This window comes from Streptomyces sp. 6-11-2 (genome assembly GCF_006540305.1).
In the GTDB taxonomy this organism is placed as follows: domain Bacteria; phylum Actinomycetota; class Actinomycetes; order Streptomycetales; family Streptomycetaceae; genus Streptomyces.
This window is the reverse complement of record NZ_BJOR01000001.1, coordinates 606806-624521: the sequence shown is the minus strand read 5'-3', so window position 1 is coordinate 624521 and position 17716 is coordinate 606806. Positions and strand designations below refer to the sequence as shown.

The 17716-nt window shown below is 73.4% G+C and carries 2 protein-coding genes (1 of these 2 only partly in view); both read right to left on the bottom strand.

Going from position 1 to position 17716, the window contains the following annotated elements:
* Positions 1-3467: the beginning of a non-ribosomal peptide synthetase gene (locus tag TNCT6_RS02850; protein ID WP_141356229.1), read on the bottom strand. The gene continues 10708 nt to the left of window position 1, outside the view; the window shows 3467 of its 14175 coding nt (coding positions 1-3467); it begins with the start codon at positions 3465-3467; its stop codon lies beyond the left edge, outside the window.
* Complete coding sequence (locus TNCT6_RS02845) at positions 3464-17716, bottom strand: non-ribosomal peptide synthetase (protein ID WP_141356227.1); 14253 nt, start codon at positions 17714-17716, stop codon at positions 3464-3466. The genes TNCT6_RS02850 and TNCT6_RS02845 overlap by 4 nt, the downstream gene beginning before the upstream one ends.

Genomic DNA, 17716 nt, shown 5'->3' with positions numbered 1-17716 from the left:
GCCCGTACCGGCGGCTCGGCGGTCAGGTCGAAGCCCTCGCTCGCGGCCCCGGCCAGCGCCGTCGCCAGATCGGCCGGGTCGACGTCGGTCACCCGCAGTCCGGGGACGGTGTCCACCACGACCTGGCAGGGCGTGCCGTCACGGTCCGGGAAGACCGTGCGCAGGCACTCGTGCCGCCGGGCCACGTCGGCCAGCGCCGCGCGCAGCGCCGCCACGTCCAGTGGGCCGGTCAGCCGGGCCGCCATCGGCACGTTGTAGGCCGGGCTCGGGCCCTCGAACCGGTTGATGAACCACAGCCTGGTCTGCTGCAGCGACAGCGGCACGTCGTCCGGGCGCGGCACCGGCTCGATCCTCCGGGCCACCGGCCCGTCGGGGGTGAGCAGGTGGGCGAGCGCGGCCACCGTCGGCGACTCGAACAGGCTGCGCAACGAGATCCGCACGCCGAACACCGAGCGGATCCGGGTGACCAGCCGGGTCGCCAGCAGCGAGTGGCCGCCGAGCTCGAAGAAGCTGTCGTCGATGCCCACGACGGACGCGCCGAGGATCTCCGCGAACAGCCCGCACAGGATCTCCTCCTGGGGGGTCCGGGGGGTGCGGCCGGAGGTCACCCCGGAGAAGTCGGGGGCCGGCAGCGCCCGCTTGTCCAGCTTCCCGTTGGGCGTCACCGGGAGTTCGTCGAGCATCATGAACGCCGCGGGCACCATGTGGGACGGCAGCGCGTTCGAGACGGCGGTGCGCACGTCGGCCACGCCCGGCGCGGCGGTGCCGGCCTCCGGCACCAGATAGGCGACCAGCCGGTGGTCGCCCGGCCGGTCCTCGCGGACGATCACGCTGGCCTGGGCGATGCCGTCCTGGGCCAGCAGCACCGACTCGATCTCGCCGGGCTCGATGCGGAAGCCGTGCAGTTTCACCTGGCTGTCGGCGCGTCCCCGGAAGACGAGCCGGCCGTCCTGGTCCCAGGTGGCGACGTCTCCCGTGCGGTACATCCGGGCGCCGGACCCCTCGAAGGGGTTGGCGACGAACCGTTCGGCGGTGAGTGCGGGACGGTCGAGGTAGCCGCGGGCGAGGCCGGCTCCGGAGAGGTAGAGCTCGCCGGGGACACCGGGCAGCACCGGCCGCAGCGCGGAGTCGAGGAGGTAGACGCGGGCGCCGGTGATCGGGCCGCCGATGGGCGGTACGACCTCTCCGGCGAGCGGGGTGCTCATGGTGGCGCACACGGTGGTCTCGGAGGGACCGTAGGCGTTGATCATGCGGCGGCCGGCGGACCAGCGGCCGACGAGTTCGGGTGCGGTGGCCTCGCCGGCGACCACCAGGGTGATGCCTTCGGGGAGGGAGCCCCGGTCGAGGACGGCGAGGGCGGCCGGGGGGATGGTGGCGTGCGTGACGCGCTGCTCGGCGACGAGGTCGGCCAGCGGCTGCCCGGGGCGGAGCCGCTCGGCGGGGGCCAGGACGAGCGTCGCGCCGGTGAGCAGGCCCATGACCAGCTCCCAGAAGGCGGCGTCGAAGCTGAGGGAGGCGAACTGGAGGACCCGGCTGCCGGGGCCGACCTCGAAGCGTTCGGTCTGGGCGGCGACGAGGGAGGCGATGCCGCGGTGGGTGACGACGACGCCCTTGGGCCTGCCGGTGGATCCGGAGGTGTAGATGAGATACGCGGGGTGATCGGCCGTCAGACGCGAGGCGGGGGACCGGTCGTCGGGGGCGGCGGCGATGCGTGCGGCGGTGGCGGGGTCGTCCAGCGCGAGGAGCAGGCGGTCGCCGGCCGGCAGGCCGGCGGCGACGGCAGTGGTGGTGAGGACGACTCCGGGCCGCGCGTCGTCGAGCATGTGGGCGATGCGCTCGGCCGGATAGTCGGGGTCCACCGGCAGATACGCCGCCCCGGCCTTGTGTACGGCGAGTACGGCGACCGCGAGGTCCGCGGATCGCGGAAGTGCCAGGGCCACGTACTGCTCGGGCCCGACTCCGGCGGAGACGAGGTGATGGGCCAGCCGGTTGGCGCGGCGGTCCAGCTCGGCGTAGGACAGCGTGGTGTCCTCGAAGACGACGGCCGGGTCCGCCGGCGCCAGGGCGACCCGCTCCGCGAACAGCTCCGGCAGGGTTCTCGGACGCTCGCCTCCCGTGTCGTTGCGCCGCAGCAGGACCTCTTCGCGCTCCTCCGGGGCGAGCACGTCCAGTCGGCCGACGGGGCAGTCCGGGTCGCGCACCACCGCTTCCAGCACCCGCACCAGCCGGGCTCCGATCGCCTCCACGTCCGCCGGGCGGAAGACGTCCGGCCGGTAGCCGAAACGGATCCGCAGCGTCTCGCCGGGCAGGGCGGCCACGCTCAGGGGGTAGTGGTTGGCGTCCGCGCCGTGCGCGCCGACGATCGTCAGTCCGGCCAGCTCACGGAAACCCTTCTCGTCGAAGGGGTAGTTCTCGGTGACGGTGATGGTGTCGAACAGTTCGCCGGACGCGCCGGCCAGGGCGTGCACATCGGGCAGGTTCAGATGCTGGTGGGACATCAGCCCGGCCTGCTGCCGCTGGAAGCGGGCCAGCATCTCGCCCACCGGCTCCGACGGGTCGAGCCGCACCCGCACCGGCAGGGTGTTGATGAACAGGCCGACGATGCTCTCCACACCGGGGATGTCCGCCGGACGTCCGGAGACGGTGCCGCCGAACACCACGTCGGTGCGGCCGGTCAGCCGGCTCAGAACCAGCGCCCAGGCGCCCTGGAAGACCGTGTTGACGGTCAGGTCGTGTCTGCGGGCCGTCGCGGTCAGCTCGCGGCTCAGCCCGGCCGGAACCTCCACCAGCAGGCGCTCGGGCGCGACCGGGGTGCGCAGCCGGTCGTCGGACACCAGCCGCGTCGGTTCCTCGACGCCGTGGAGCACCGTCCGCCACGCCTCCTCCGCCGCGGGCCGGTCCTGCCCGGCCAGCCAGGCGAGGTAGTCGCGGTACGGCGTCACCGGCGGCAGCGCCGACTCGTCGCCGCCCGCGCCGTACAGCGTGAACAGGTCCGTCATCAGCCGGCCCACCGACCAGCCGTCCAGCAGGATGTGGTGGTGCGCCATGACGAGCCGGTGGGCGCGCTCGCCGTGGTGGATCAGCGTGAAGTGCAGCAGCGGGGGCCGTGCCAGGTCGAAGGCGCGCTCCGACGCGGCCGCGGTCAGCTCCCGCAGCCGCGCCGCCTGCTGCTCCCCGGGCAGGTCGCGCAGGTCGAACTCCTGCCAGGGCAGGGGAACTTCGCGCGGGATGAGCTGCACCGGGCGGCTGAGCCGCTCGTAGCGGAAGGCGGCCCGCAGGTTGGGGTGCCGGCGCAGCAGGCCCGCAACCGACTCCCGCAACGCCCCTGCGTCCAGCTCGCCTTCGAGGTCGAGGCAGAGTCTCGCCGTGTAGATGTCCAGCGAGCGCTCGTGGTAGACGGTGTGGAAGAGCAGGCCTTCCTGGAGGGGCGAGAGCGGAAGGACGTCCTGGAACCCCGGCTTCGTCATGAGGAGAAGTACCTTCCGTCAGCTTCCAGAACGTCGATGTCGCCTTGGTCGAGACCGGTCAGGGAGAGGTCCGACGGGGTGTGTCCGCCGGCGCCGGAGGCCTCGGAACGGGTGGTGATGGCTTCCAGCGCGCGGAACCAGTCGTCGACCAGTTCGCGTACGGCCGCCTCGCCGAACAGCTCGCCCGGCCAGGAGCAGGTCACGGTCAGGCAGGGGCCCTCGGGACCGTCGACGGCCGAGGTGGTCAGCTCCAGCGCGTGCCCCGCTTCCGGCGTCGGCGCCTGCTCGGTGGGTCCGGCGGAGACCGGCCACTCGGAGAGGGCGTCGTCGTCGAGCCTGCCGAGGTGGGTGAAGCGGATGTCCGGCCGGGGCAGTCCGGTCAGCACGGGGGCGGTGCGCGGGTTGAGATACCGCAGCATGCCGTAGCCGACACCGCCGTCCGGCACCGCGCGCAGCTGCTCCTTGACCGCCTTGACGGCGTTGCCCACGGCCTCGCCGCCCGCGGTCAGCTCGGACCGGTCGACGGCGCCGGCGTCCAGGCGTACCGGGTGCGCCGTGGTGAACCGGCCCAGGGTGCGGGAGAGGTCCTGGCCCTCGGCGAACGGTTCGCGCCCGTCCCGCTCCAGGTCCACCAGGACGCTCGTGCCGCCGAGGTGGTCCCGCAGGTGCCGGCGCCGCCACTGCGGGACGGCCAGCGCCAGCGCGGTGAGCAGCACGTCGTCCACATCGCAGTGGAACGCGGCGGGCACCCGGCCGAGCAGCGGTTCGGTCCGTCGCGCCGGCAGCGTGCGGTGCAGCGTGCCCGTGGCACCGGGCTCGTCCGGCCCGGGAGCCGACGGCCGGTCGGCGAGCCGGGGTTCGGCGGTGCTGAGCGTCGTCCTCCACCAGTCCAGTTCGCGCTCGCGTTCCGGGTCCTGCGCCGCGGCCACCAGTTGCTGCGCCCAGCGGCGGTAGGAGGTGCCGGCCGGTCGCGGGGCGTCCTGGCTCTCTCCGGCCAGGACCCGCCGGCAGGCGGTCAGATCGGTGCGCAGGACGTGCCAGGACACCGCGTCCACGACCAGCCGGTGCAGCACCACCAGCAGCCGGCCCTGCCGTCCGGGTCCGGCGTCGAACCAGACGAACCGGGCGACGTCCCCGGTTTCCGGGTCGAGACGTCCGGCCGCCGGCCCGGTGTGGTCGCGCACCACGACGGCCAGCCCGTCCGCGTCCAGTCCGGCGACCGCCACGCGGGCCACCCGGCCGGCGGCGTCCACCGTGCCGGGGGGCCGCACCTGAAGGCTCCACCGGGCGCCGTCCTCGCCGCCTTGATGGCGGCCCAGCAGCAGCCGGAGCGCGTCGTGCCGGTCGGTGAGCATGCCCACCAGCTCGTGCAGCCGGTCGAGACCGAGATCGGCGGGGGCGTCCAGCAGCAGCGACTGATGGTACGCCCGGACCGGGCCGCCCCGCTCCCGCAGCGCGTGCACGGCCGGTGGCAGCGGGACGCCGCCGATTCCGGCCTCGGGTGACTCGACGACGAGGTCGGGCACGTCGGCGGCCACGGACGCGAGTCCTTCGACGGTCCGGTGGACGAACACGTCCTCGGGTTTGATCCGCAACCCTCTCGCCCGCGCCCGGCCGACCAGGCGGATCGAGACGATGCTGTCGCCGCCGAGGTCGAAGAAGCTGTCGCGGATGCCCACCGAGGGCAGGCCGAGTACCTCGGCGAACACCTCGCACAGCGCTTCCTCGCGCGGTGTGCGCGGCCGCTCGTCGCCGACCAGCACGGCGAAGTCCGGGGCGGGCAGCAGCTTGCGGTCCACCTTGCCGTTCGGGGTGAGCGGCAGGGCGTCGAGGGCGACGAACGCGGCCGGGACCATGTGGTCCGGCAGGACGCGCGCCGCGTGCTCCCGCAGCTCGGCCGCGGCCGGCACCTCCCGGCCGGGAGCCGCGACCAGGTAGGCCACCAGGCGCTTGTCTCCCTCGCCGTCCTCCCGGGCCACCACGGTGGCGTGGGCCAGCGCCGGGTGAGCGGCGAGGACGGTCTCGATCTCGCCCGGTTCGATGCGGAAGCCGCGCACCTTGACCTGGTCGTCGGCCCGTCCCACGAATTCCAGCTCGCCCGCGGTGTTCCACCGGGCGATGTCGCCGGTGCGGTACATCCGGGTACCGGCCGGGCCGAACGGGTCCGCCACGAAGCGTTCGCCGGTCAGCCCGGGACGGCCCAGGTAGCCGCGGGCCACTCCGTCACCGGCGAGGTACAGGTCACCCGCGACGCCGGCCGGCACCGGTGCGAGCCGGGCGTCCAGCACGTACACGCGGGTGTTCGCGATCGGCCGGCCGATCACCGGCGCGCCGGGGCGGTCGTCCAGCGCGGCGGTGGTGGACCACACCGTGGTCTCGGTGGGGCCGTACATGTTCCGCACCCCGGCGGACAGTTCGAGCAGCCGGGCGGCCAGTCCGGTGGGCAGTGCCTCGCCGCCGACCAGGACCCGCAGTCCGGTGAGGGCGTCCGGGTGCCCGGACACCAGCTCCTGCCACAGCGTCGGCGTCGCCTGGACCACGGTGGCGCCCATGCCGGTGATCAGCTTGGCGAGTTCGTCGACGTCCCGCACCTGCCCGGTGGCGGCGAGCACGAGCCGGGCCCCGGCGACCAGGGGCACGTACAGCTCCAGACCGGCGATGTCGAAGGCGACGGTGGTGACGGCCACCAGGACATCCGTCTCGGTGACCGGCAGCCGCTCGCGCATGTCCCGCACGAAGTTGGCGATGTTCGCGCGGGTGACCACCACGCCCTTGGGGCGGCCGGTGGAACCGGAGGTGTAGATCACGTAGGCCGGGTGGTCGCCGTGCGCCGTGTCCGGCAGGTCGGTGTCCGGCAGGGCGGCGATCCGTGCCCCGAGCGCCGGGTCGTCCACCGCGACCGTCTCCGCCCCTGCCGGTACGGGCAGTTCGCGGGCGAGCTCGGAGGTCGTCAGCACCAGCGCGGGCGAGCCGTCCGTGAGGATGTGCCGCACCCGCTCGGCCGGATAGGCCGGGTCGAGCGGTATGTAGGCCGCGCCGGACTTGAGCACCGCCAGCAGCGCCACCACCAGATCCAGCCCGCGCGGCAGGCTCACCGCCACCCGGACCTCCGGCCCGGCGCCGCGGCCGGCCAGGTACCGCGCCAGCCGGTTCGCCCTGGCGTTCAGGCCGGCGTAGGTGATCTCGGCGCAGGTGCTTCCGCCGTCGGCGGCGACGACCGCGACGCGGTCCGGGGTGCGGGCGGCCGCCGCCTCGATCGCCTCGACCAGTGAGTGCGGGCCGAAGTCGGCGCTCGTGGCGTTCCAGTCGCGCAGCAGCCGGGTGCGCTCGGCCGGAGTCAGGACGTCCACGTCGCCGACGGGCCGGTCGGGTTCGGCGCACAGCCGTTCCATCAGGTGCGTGAACCGCTCGGCCAGCCCCACCACGGTGTCGTGGTCGAACAGGTCCGTGCTGTACTCGGCGACCGCCTCGATCCCGGCGGGCGTCCGGCCGTCGTCGAACAGCTCGCGCAGATTGACGTTGAGGTCGAACTTGGCCGTGTTCAGGTCGAGCATGCGGCGCCGCGCGGACACCCCGGGCAGGTCGTAGTCGGCCTCCGGGTTGTTGTGCAGGCTGACCATCACCTGGAAGAGCGGGTGACGGGCCATGACCCGCTCGGGGTTCAGCACGTCGACCAGCCGCTCGAAGGGCACGTCCTGGTGTGCGTACGCGGCCAGGTCGGTCTCCCGTACCCGGTCGAGGAGTTCGGTGAAGGTGGGCTCGCCGGACAGGTCGGTGCGCAGCACCAGCGTGTTGACGAAGAACCCCACCAGATCGTCCAGGGCCTCGTCCGTACGGCCCGCGATCGGGGTGCCCAGGGGGATGTCGGTGCCCGCGCCCAGGCGGTGCAGCAGCACCGACAGCCCCGCCTGGACCACCATGAACATGCTGACCCCGCGGCGGCGGGCGAGGGCCGCCAGGTCCCGGTGCAGCCGCGGCTCCAGCCCGAAGGTGACCCAGCCGCCGCGGTACGAGGGGGTCGCCGGGCGCGGCCGGTCCACCGGCAGGCTCAGCTCGTCCGGCAGTCCGGCCAGCGCCTCGCGCCAGTACGCCGACTGCCGTGCGGCCACGCTGTCCGGGTCGTCCTCGCCGCCCAGCATCGCGTGCTGCCAGAGCATGTAGTCCGGGTACTGCACCGGCAGCGGCGTCCACCGCGGGGCCGCGCCGGCGCACCGGGCGCCGTAGGCGGTGGCGAGGTCCCGGCCGAACGGCCCGGTCGACCAGCCGTCGACGACGATGTGGTGCATCACCACCACGAACACCGACTGCCGCTCGCCGACCCGCAACAGGGCGGCTCGCAGCGGCAGTTCGACCGTCAGGTCGAAGCCCTGGCCGGCGATGCGCCGCAACTCCCCGTCCAGCTCGTGCGCCGGGACGTCGAGCACGGTGAACTCCGGTGCGGCGACCGACGGATCGAGTACCACCTGGTACGGACTGCCGTCCCGCTCGGGGAAGATCGTGCGCAGCGACTCGTGGCGGGCGATCACGTCGGTGAGCGCGGAGCGCAGCGCGGAGACGTCCACCGGACCGTCGAGGTCCAGCGCGATCGGCAGGTTGTAGGTGGCGCTGTGGCCCTCCAGGCGGTTCAGGAACCACAGCCGCCGCTGGCCGTGGGACAGCGGCAGGCGCGCCGGCCGCGGGGCGGCGCGCAGCGCCCGCCGGCCCTGCGGCGCGCCGCGCAGCGATCCGGCCAGGGCGGCGACGGTCGGGCTCTCGAACAGCGCGCGGATGGGCAGTTCCGTGCCGAAGGCCGAACGGATCCTGCTGACCAGCCGGGTGGCCAGCAGGGAGTGGCCGCCCAGGTCGAAGAAGTTGTCGTCGACTCCGACCGCGGGCACGTTCAGGATCTGCGCGAACAGAGCGCACAACAGCTCTTCCTGCGGTGTGCGCGGCGCGCGGCCGGTGGTGGCGGCGGGGGAGTGGTCCGGCGCCGGCAGGGCCCGCCGGTCGACCTTGCCGTTGGGGCTGAGCGGCAGCTCGTCCATGACCACGAAGGCCGCGGGCACCATGTAGTCCGGCAGGTCCGCGGCCACCTCGCGGGCGACCTCGGCCTGGTCCAGCGGGCCGTCCGGCACCAGGTAGGCGACGAGGCGCTGGTCGCCCGGCAGGTCCTCCCGCAGTACGACGGCGGCCTGGGCGACGCCCGCCCGGCGCAGCAGCGCGTTCTCGATCTCGCCGATCTCCACCCGGAAACCGCGGATCTTGACCTGGTCGTCGACGCGCCGCAGGAAGTACAGCTCGCCGTCCGGGGTCCACTTCACGATGTCGCCGGTGCGGTACATGCGGGAGCCGGGCGGTCCGAACGGGTTGGGAGCGAACCGCTCGGCGGTCAGCGTCGGCCGGTGCAGATAGCCGCGCGCGATCCCCTCGCCCGCCACGTACAGCTCGCCGGCCACGCCCATGGGCACCGGCCGCAGGGACGCGTCCAGCACGTACAGCCAGGTGTTGGGCATGGGGCGGCCGATCGGCAGCGGGCCGCTGCCGACGGGTTCGCCGGCCCTGATCACGTGCTGGGTGCAGTTGACCGTGGTCTCGGTGGGTCCGTAGCCGTTGTAGATGTGCGCCTCGGGGTGGCGCGAGCGCCACTCGGTCAGGGTCTCGCCGAGCAGCAGCTCGCCGCCCAGCATCAGTTCGCGGCTGGGGGAGAACGCGTCCGGCAGTGCCTCCAGCAACGGCAGATGGCTCGGGGTGGCCTTGAGGAACGTGCATGGCGTCCGCTCCAGGGCCGCCAGGGTCCACGGCTCGCCGTCGTCCAGGGTGGCCAGGATCACCGTGCCGCCGACGGACAGCGTGGTGTAGAGCGCGGTCACCGTCAGGTCGAAGGAGATCGGGCTGTGCAGCACGGCGGCTCCCGTGGTGCTCGGGTAGCCCGACGTGCTCCAGCGCAGGTAGTCGCTCAGGCAGTGCTGTTCGGTGAGTACGCCCTTGGGGCGCCCGGTGGAACCGGAGGTGTAGATGACGTACGCGGAGTGGTGCGGGTGGACCGGGTACAGCCGGTCGGCGTCGCCCGGATCCGTCACCGGGCGCCCGGCCACGGCCTCGACCGTCTCCGGCTCGTCCAGCAGCAGCCGCGGCAGGTCGTCGGAGTGCGGGAGGCCCGCGCCGATGGCGCCGTCGGTGAGCAGCAGCATGGCCGAGGCGTCCTCGATCATGAACTCGACGCGTTCCGGCGGGTAGTCCGGGTCGAGCGGGAGGTAGGCGGCACCCGCCTTCAGGACCGCCACCAGGGCGACCACCAGCTGCGGTGCGCGCGGCAGGGCGACCGCGACCCAGTCCTCGGCCCCCACGCCGCGCGCGATCAGGTGGTGGGCCAACCGGTTGGCGCGCTCGTTGAGTTCGCGGTAGGTCACCTGCTCGTCCCGGCAGACCAGGGCGACGGCGTCCGGGGTCGCCGCGACCTGCCGCTGGAAGCGCTCGACGAACGTCGGCGGAACCTCCTCGCGGATCTCGCCGACCCCGAGGGCGAGGATGCGGTGGCGGTCGGCCTCGCCCAGCAGGTCCAACTCGCTGACCCTGTGCGCCGGGTCGGCCGCGACCGACTCCAGCAGGCGGCTCAGCCGGGCGGAGATGTCCTCGGCGGTGCCCCGGTCGTACAGGTCGCTGCTGTAGTTGAGCAGACCGGTGATCCCGGCCGGCGTGCCGTCGTCGGCGTACCGGTCGCGCACGGAGAACGACAGGTCGAACTTGGCGACCTCGGTGTTCACCGGGTGCAGGCGGGTGCGCACCCCGGGGAAGCCCAGCTCCATCTCGGGGGTGTTCTCGAAGTTCAGCAGTACCTGGAACAGCGGGTGCCGGGAGAGCGAGCGCTCCGGCTTCAGCGTCTCGACCAGCAGCTCGAACGGCACCTCCTGGTGGGCGTACGCGGACAGGTCCGCCTCGCGCACCCGGCCGAGCAGCTGCCGGAAGGTCGGGTCGCCGCTCACGTCGTTGCGCAGGACCAGGGTGTTGACGAAGAAGCCGATCAGGTCGACCAGCGACTCGTCGTTGCGCCCGGCGACCGAGGTGCCGATCGGGATGTCCACGCCGCCGCCCAGCCGGTTCAGCAGGGCGGCCAGCGCGGCCTGCATCACCATGAACAGGCTGGCGCCGCTGCCGCGGGCGATCTCCAGCAGCCGCGCGTGCACCTCGGGTCCGACGGTGATCGGCACGAATCCGCCGTCGTGGCTGGGGACCGCCGGGCGGGGCCGGTCGGCCGGCAGGTCCAGCTGGTCCGGCAGGCCGGCCAGTGTGTCCTTCCAGTAGCCGATCTGCCGCGCCAGCACGCTGTCGGGGTCAGCGAGGTCGCCGAGGACGTCCCGCTGCCACAGCGTGTAGTCGGCGTACTGCACGGGCAGTGGCGCCCACTGGGGGGCGTGCGCCGAGCGCCGCTCGGCGTAGGCCGTGGACAGGTCGCTCACCAGCGACGCGAACGACCAGCCGTCGGCCACGATGTGGTGCACCAGGACCAGGAACACCTGCTCGGTGGGGCTGAGCACGAACAGTTCCGCCCGGACCGGCAGTTCGTTCTCCAGGTCGAAACCACGGCGGGCGGCCGCGGTCAGCGCCGCGTCCAGCTCCGGCTCGGTCAGCTCGGTCACCGGGATCCGCAGGCGGGCCTCCCGCTCCGGCACGACGCACTGGACCGGTACCCCGTCGTGGTCGCGGAAGACCGTGCGCAGGCTCTCGTGCCGGACCATGACGTCGTGCAGGGCCTCGTGGAGGGCGTCGCGGTCGATCCGGCCGGTGAAGCGCAGGGAGACACCGAGGTTGTAGGTCGGGCTCGGACCCTCCAGACGGTTGAGGAACCACAGCCGCTGCTGCGTGAACGACACCGGCAGCCGGGCCGGGCGCCGCATCGGGACCGCGCGGGGCCTGGCCGTCCCGGCCCGCTCGACCAGTTCCGCCAGCTGGGCCACGGTGGGCGCCTCGAACAGGTCGCGCACCGCGAGATCGACGCCGAGCACCGACTGGATCCTGATGATCAGCCGGTTGGCGATCAGCGAATGCCCGCCGAGGTCGAAGAAGCTGTCGTCGACGCCGACCGAGGACAGCTCCAGGATCTCCGCGAACAGACCGCAGAGCACCTGCTCCCGCGGGGTACGGGGCTGCCGGCCGCCTCGGCCGCCGGTGAACCGCGGCGCGGGCAGGGCGCCGCGGTCGAGCTTGCCGTTGGCGTTGAGCGGCAGCCTGCGCAGGGTGACGAAGGCCGCCGGCACCATGTAGCCGGGCAGGGTGGTCGCCACCAGCTCGCGCAGGCGCGCGGTGTCGGCCTCGGACCCGGAGGCGGGCACGACGTAGGCGACCAGTTGCTTGTGGCGGTGCTGGTCCTCCTGGGCGACCACCACCACCTGCGCCACGGCGGGGTCCGACGCGATCACTGACTCGATCTCTCCGGTCTCGATGCGGAAACCGCGCACCTTCACCTGCTCGTCGCTGCGCCCCAGGTAGGCCAGCTCGCCGTCCGCGGTCCACCGCACCACGTCGCCGGTCCGGTACAGACGGGCGCCCGGCGGGCCGAACGGGCTGGCCACGAACCGCTGCGCGGTCAGGGCCGGCCGGTCCAGGTAGCCGCGGGCCAGGCCCGCGCCCGCCAGGTACAGCTCACCCGCGACCCCGGCGGGAACCGGACGGAGCCAGGGGTCCAGCACATACACCCGGGTGTTGGCGACCGGCCGGCCGATCAGCGGCTCTCCGGGCCCGCCGTCGGAGTACCACGCGGTCGCGTACACCGTGGCCTCGGTCGGTCCGTAGATGTTGGCGATACGGGCCTGCGGCATGACGGCGCGGATGTCCGCCACCGCCCGGCCGGTGAGCGCCTCGCCGGCGAGTACCACAAGCCCGGCCGAGGCGGAGACGTTGTCCTGGCCGATCAGCTCGGCCAGCGCCGACGGCACCGCGCTGATCATGCTGCCCGACCAGCCGTCCTCCCGCTCGGCCAGCGCCAGCAGGTCGCGCACCACGTCGATGCGCCCGCCGGCGGTCAGCGGACCGAAGATCTCGAAGACCGACACGTCGAAGCTGAGCGACGTCGACGCGAGCGGCCGGGACAGGGCGGCGGCGCCGATCTCCCGCGCCGCCCAGGCGACCAGGTTGACCACGTTGCGGTGCTCCACCACGACGCCCTTGGGCGTCCCGGTCGAGCCGGAGGTGTGGATGACGTAGGCGGCGTTGTCCGCCCGCAGCGGCGCCCCACGGTCCTCGTCGACCGGGTTCGTCCCGGGGCGGGCCGTGACCGCCTCCACCGTCCCGGGGGTGTCCAGCGCCAGCGTCGGCACCTCGGCCAGCGCCTTTTGCGGCCAACCGGCCAGTACGCCCTCGGTGGTGAGCAGCAGCGCCGGAGCGGCGTCGGACAGCAGCAGCGCGACACGTTCGACGGGATGGCCGGGGTCGACCGGCAGATACGCCGCGCCGGACTTGAGCACCGCGAGCAGCGCGACGATCAGCTCCGCCGAACGCGGCATGCCCAGCGCCACCACGCGCTCGGGACCCGCGCCCCGGGCGATCAGCTCCCGTGCCAGCCGGTTGGCGGCCTCGTGCAGGGAGCGGTACGTCATCGACCGGGTCCCGTCGCACACCGCGAGCGCGTCCGGACGCTCCGCCGCCGTGCGTTCCAGCAGGTCGACCAGGGTCCCCGCCGGGACGTCGCATTCCGTGTCGTTCCATTCGTGCAGCAGTCGCCGGCGTTCGGGCAGCGACAACATGTCCAGCGCGCGCACCGGAGCGTCGGGTTCGGCGACGAGTGCCCGGAGGAAACGCACCAGACGGTCGCAGAGCATTTCCACACTGGAACGGTCGAAGAGATCCGTCCGGAATTCGACGACCCCGTCGATACCGTCGGGTGTTCCCGTGTCGCCGAGGCGTTCACCGAATTCGAAGGACAGGTCGAACTTGGCCATCGTGCGCACGCCCGGTTCGGCGACCGCCGTCAGACCGGGGAATTCCAACGCGGTGTCGAGTTTCTTCTGGAGGGAGAACAGCACCTGGCACAGCGGGTGGCGGGACAGTGAACGCTCCGGGTTCAGCACCTCGACGAGACGCTCGAACGGGACGTCCTGATGGGCGTAGGCCGCCAGGTCCGACTCCCTGACCCGGCCCAGCAGTTCCCGGAACGTCGGGTCGCCGGAGACGTCGGTGCGCAGCACCAGCGTGTTCACGAAGAAGCCGACCAGGTCGTCCAGGGCGTCGTCGGTGCGGCCCGCCACCGGGCTGCCCAGCACCACGTCGGGGCCGGCGCCCAGCACCGACAGCAGCGAGGCCAGCCCCGCCTGGAGCGTCATGAACAGCGTGCTGCCGGTCTGCCGGGCGAGGTCGGCGAGGCCCCGGTGCAGCTCGGCCGGCAACCGCAGTTCGACCACGCCGGACCGGTAGTCGGCCTCGGCCGGCCGCGGCCGGTCGGCGGGCAGCGTGATCTCGTCCGGCAGACCGGCCAACTCCGAGCGCCAGAAGGCGATCTGCCGTGCCATGGTGCTGTAGGGGTCACGGTCGTCGCCGAGTACGTCACGCTGCCACAGCGTGTAGTCGGCGTACTGCACCGGCAGCGGCCGCCAGTCCGGTCGCGCTCCGCCCCGCCGCGCGGCGTACGCCGTGGACAGGTCGCGGGCCAGCACCCCGAGCGACCATCCGTCCGCCGCGATGTGGTGCACCACGACGGACAGTACGTGCTCCTCCTCGCCGAGCGAGAACAGGTCGACGTGCAAGGGAAGTTCGGTGGCCAGGTCGAACGCCCCGGCCGCACAGCTGGCGAGCGCCGCGGGCAGGTCCTCGGCGCTGATCGCCGAGACGGGCAGCTCGATCACGGCCGTCTCCGGGTCGAGCACGACCTGGCTCGGGACGCCCTTCACATCGGGGAAGACGGTGCGCAGGCTCTCGTGCCGGGCCAGGAGGTCCCCGAACGCGGCGAGCAGCGCGCCCCGCTCCAGCGGCCCGGACAGGCGCAGCACCAGCGGGATGTTGTAGGCCGAGTTGGGGCCCTCGAGGCGGTCGACGAACCACAGCCGGTTCTGCGCGTAGGACAGCGGGATCTCCGCCGGGCGCGGCATCGGGGAGATGCCGGAGCGGGCGTTGTCGGCGCAGGTGACGCGGTCCGCCACGGCGGCCACGGTCGGCGCCTCGAACAGCGTCCGGATCTGGAGCTCCACTCCGAACACCGAACGGATCCTGCTGACCAGCCGGGTGGCCAGCAGGGAGTGGCCGCCCACGTCGAAGAAGTTGTCGTCGATGGTGACGCCCGGCACGCCCAGGACCTCGGCGAACAGCCCGCACAGCACCTCCTCGACCGGGGTGCGCGGGGCACGCCCGGCCGAGCCGGCCACGGACTCCGGTTCCGGCAGCGCCTGGCGGTCCAGCTTGCCGTTGGCGGTGATCGGCAGCCGCGGCAGCACCACGAAAGCCGACGGCACCATGTGGTCCGGCAGCGCGGCGGCCACCGTCTCGCGCAGCACGCCCGGGTCGAGGCCGCCGCGCTCGCCGGACGGCGTGACATAGGCGACCAGCCGCCTGTCGCCCGGCTGGTCCTCCCGGACGATCACCGCGGCCCGCGCGACCCCGGCCGCGCTCTCCACCACGGCTTCGATCTCGCCCGGCTCGATCCGGAAACCACGGATCTTCACCTGCTGGTCGGCCCGGCCGACGAACTCCAGTTCGCCGTCCGCCGTCCAGCGCGCCACGTCGCCGGTGCGGTACATCCGGGTGCCGGACGGGCCGAACGGGTCGGCGACGAACCGGTGCGAGGTCAGGCCGGGGCGCCCGTGGTAGCCACGCGCGAGCCCGTCGCCGGAGACGTACATCTCCGCCGCGACGCCGGGCGGCACCGGCCGCAGGGCGTCGTCCAGCAGGTGGATCCCGAGGTCGGGTATGGGGGAGCCGATCACGCTGCCCCGCCGCGCGCCCACGGCAGGGCGGTCCAGCGCCGCATGGCTGACGTGCACCGTGGTCTCGGTGATGCCGTACATGTTCACCAGGACCGGCGCGTCGTCCGGGTGCCGGGCGTACCAGCGCTCGAGCCGCCGCAGGTCCAGCGCCTCGCCGCCGAAGATCACGAACCGCAGCGCGGGACCGACGCCGGCCCCGGGGTCCTCCTGGTCGGCCTGCATGAGCTGGTAGAAGGCGGACGGGGTCTGGTTGAGGACCGTGACGCGCTCGTCGGCCAGCAGCCGCAGGAACTCCACCGGCGAACGGCTCACCTCGTGCGGGACGACGACCAGCCTGCCGCCGTGCAGAAGCGGACCCCAGATCTCCCACACGGAGAAGTCGAAGGCGTAGGAGTGGAACAGCGTCCACACGTCCTCGGGCCCGAAGCCGAACCACTGCTCGGTGGCGGTGAACAGCCGCAGCACGTTGTGGTGGGGGACGACCACGCCCTTGGGCCGGCCGGTGGACCCGGAGGTGTAGATCATGTACGCCGGATGCCGCGGGTCGAGCGGTGCGGACCGCTCCGCGTCGGTGACGTCATCGGTGGCCCGGTCGGCCGGCTCCGCGCCGGCGCGGGCGTCGTCCAGAGTCAGCAGCGCGACGCCTTCGGTGTCCGGCAGGCGCCGCGCGTGCGCGGAGTCGGTCAGTACCAGGTCCGGTGCGGCGTCCGCGAGCATGAACGCGATCCGCTCGGCCGGATAGGCCGGGTCCAGCGGCAGGTAGGCGGCGCCCGCCTTGAGGACGGCCAGCAGCGCGACCACCATCTCCACCGAACGCGGCAGCGCGAGCGCGACGAACCGCTCCGGGCCGGCGCCCCGGTCGATCAGCGTCCTGGCCAGCTGGTTGGCCCGGGCGTTGATCTCCCGGTAGCTGTGGCCCACCCCGTCGCTCACCACGGCCGTGCGCTCGGGGTGCTCGGCGGCGACCCGCTCGAACAGCTCCGGCAGCGTCGCGGCGGCGGGGGAGCCGACGGGGGCTGGTCGGGTCAGCACCCGCGCGTGTTCCTCGGCGGTGGCGGTGTCCAGCCGCCCGACCGGCGTCTCGGGGTCGCAGGCGCACAGCCGGGAGAGCAGGTCGAGGAAGCGGCGCTGGTGCGCGGCGAGTGATTCCTCGTCGTACAGCGCGGAGTTGGCGTCGAAGTCGAAGCGCAGCGCGCCGTCGGTGGAGCGGGTGTCCAGCACGATCGCGAGGTCCGTGATCGGGCCGCCCGGCAGGTTGTGCACGCTCGCGCCGTGCCCGGCGAAGTCCAGGTCGTAGTCGAACAGGACCAGGTTGACGTGCGGCCCGATCAGGTGCTGCTCGGGCCCGAGCCGCAGGTCGCGCCGCATGTCCTCGTGCCGGTACCGCTGGTGGCGCACGGCCTGCCGCATCTCGGCGGAGACGGCGGTGAGCAGGTCGCCCACCGAGGTGTCCGGTGCGGCGCGCAGCCGCAGCGGGACCAGGTTGGACACGCTGCCGGGGACGCTGCGCAGGCCCGGGCCCTGACGCGCGGCGACCGGGAGGCCGACGACCACCTCGTCGGTGCCGGTGAGGCGCTGCACGTAGAGGGCGAGCGCGGCGACCACCACGGTCGGCCAGCCGGTACCGGCCTCGCGCGCGAGTCCGCGGATCGCCTCGGTCCGCGCGGCGCCGAGCGTCTCACTGCGGCGGATCACCCCGCTGGGCAGGTGCTGCCGGCCGCCGGAGAGGCTGACCGGGGGCTGCGCGCCGGTCAGCCGCTCGGTCCAGTGGGCGGCGTCACGGGCGTGGTCCGCGGAATCGGTGTAGGCCAGGGCGGCATCCACCAGGCCGCGCAGCGGCGGGAAAGGACTGGCCGGCACGGGAGTGTCGGCCATCAGCGCGGAGTAGACCTCGGCCACCCTCGGCGCGAACATGGCCACGCCGGCGCCGTCCAGCACGATGTGGTGGACGCGGTGGTACCACCACCAGCGGTCCGCGGCGATCCTGAACAGGGCGAAGGCGAACAGCGAGTCGCCGAACAGGTCGATCGGACGGGCACGGTCCTCGTCCATCCACGTCCGCGCGGCGGCCTCCGGGTCGGCCTCTTGGGACAGGTCCAGGACGGGGAACGGGAAATCGACCGCGGGAAGGATCAGTTGCTCGGGGATGTCACCGTGCTCGGCGAACCGCACGCGCAGTGCGTCGGTCTCGCCGACCACCCGGCGGAGCGCGGTCTCGAAGCAGCCCGGATCGACCGGCCCGTGGATGTCCAGATACTCGGCGATGTTGTAGACCGTGTTGCCGGAATCGATCCGTTGCGCGAGCCAAATACCCGATTGAGCGGGCGTCAGAGGGAGTCGGATCTCACCGGATTGTGGCAC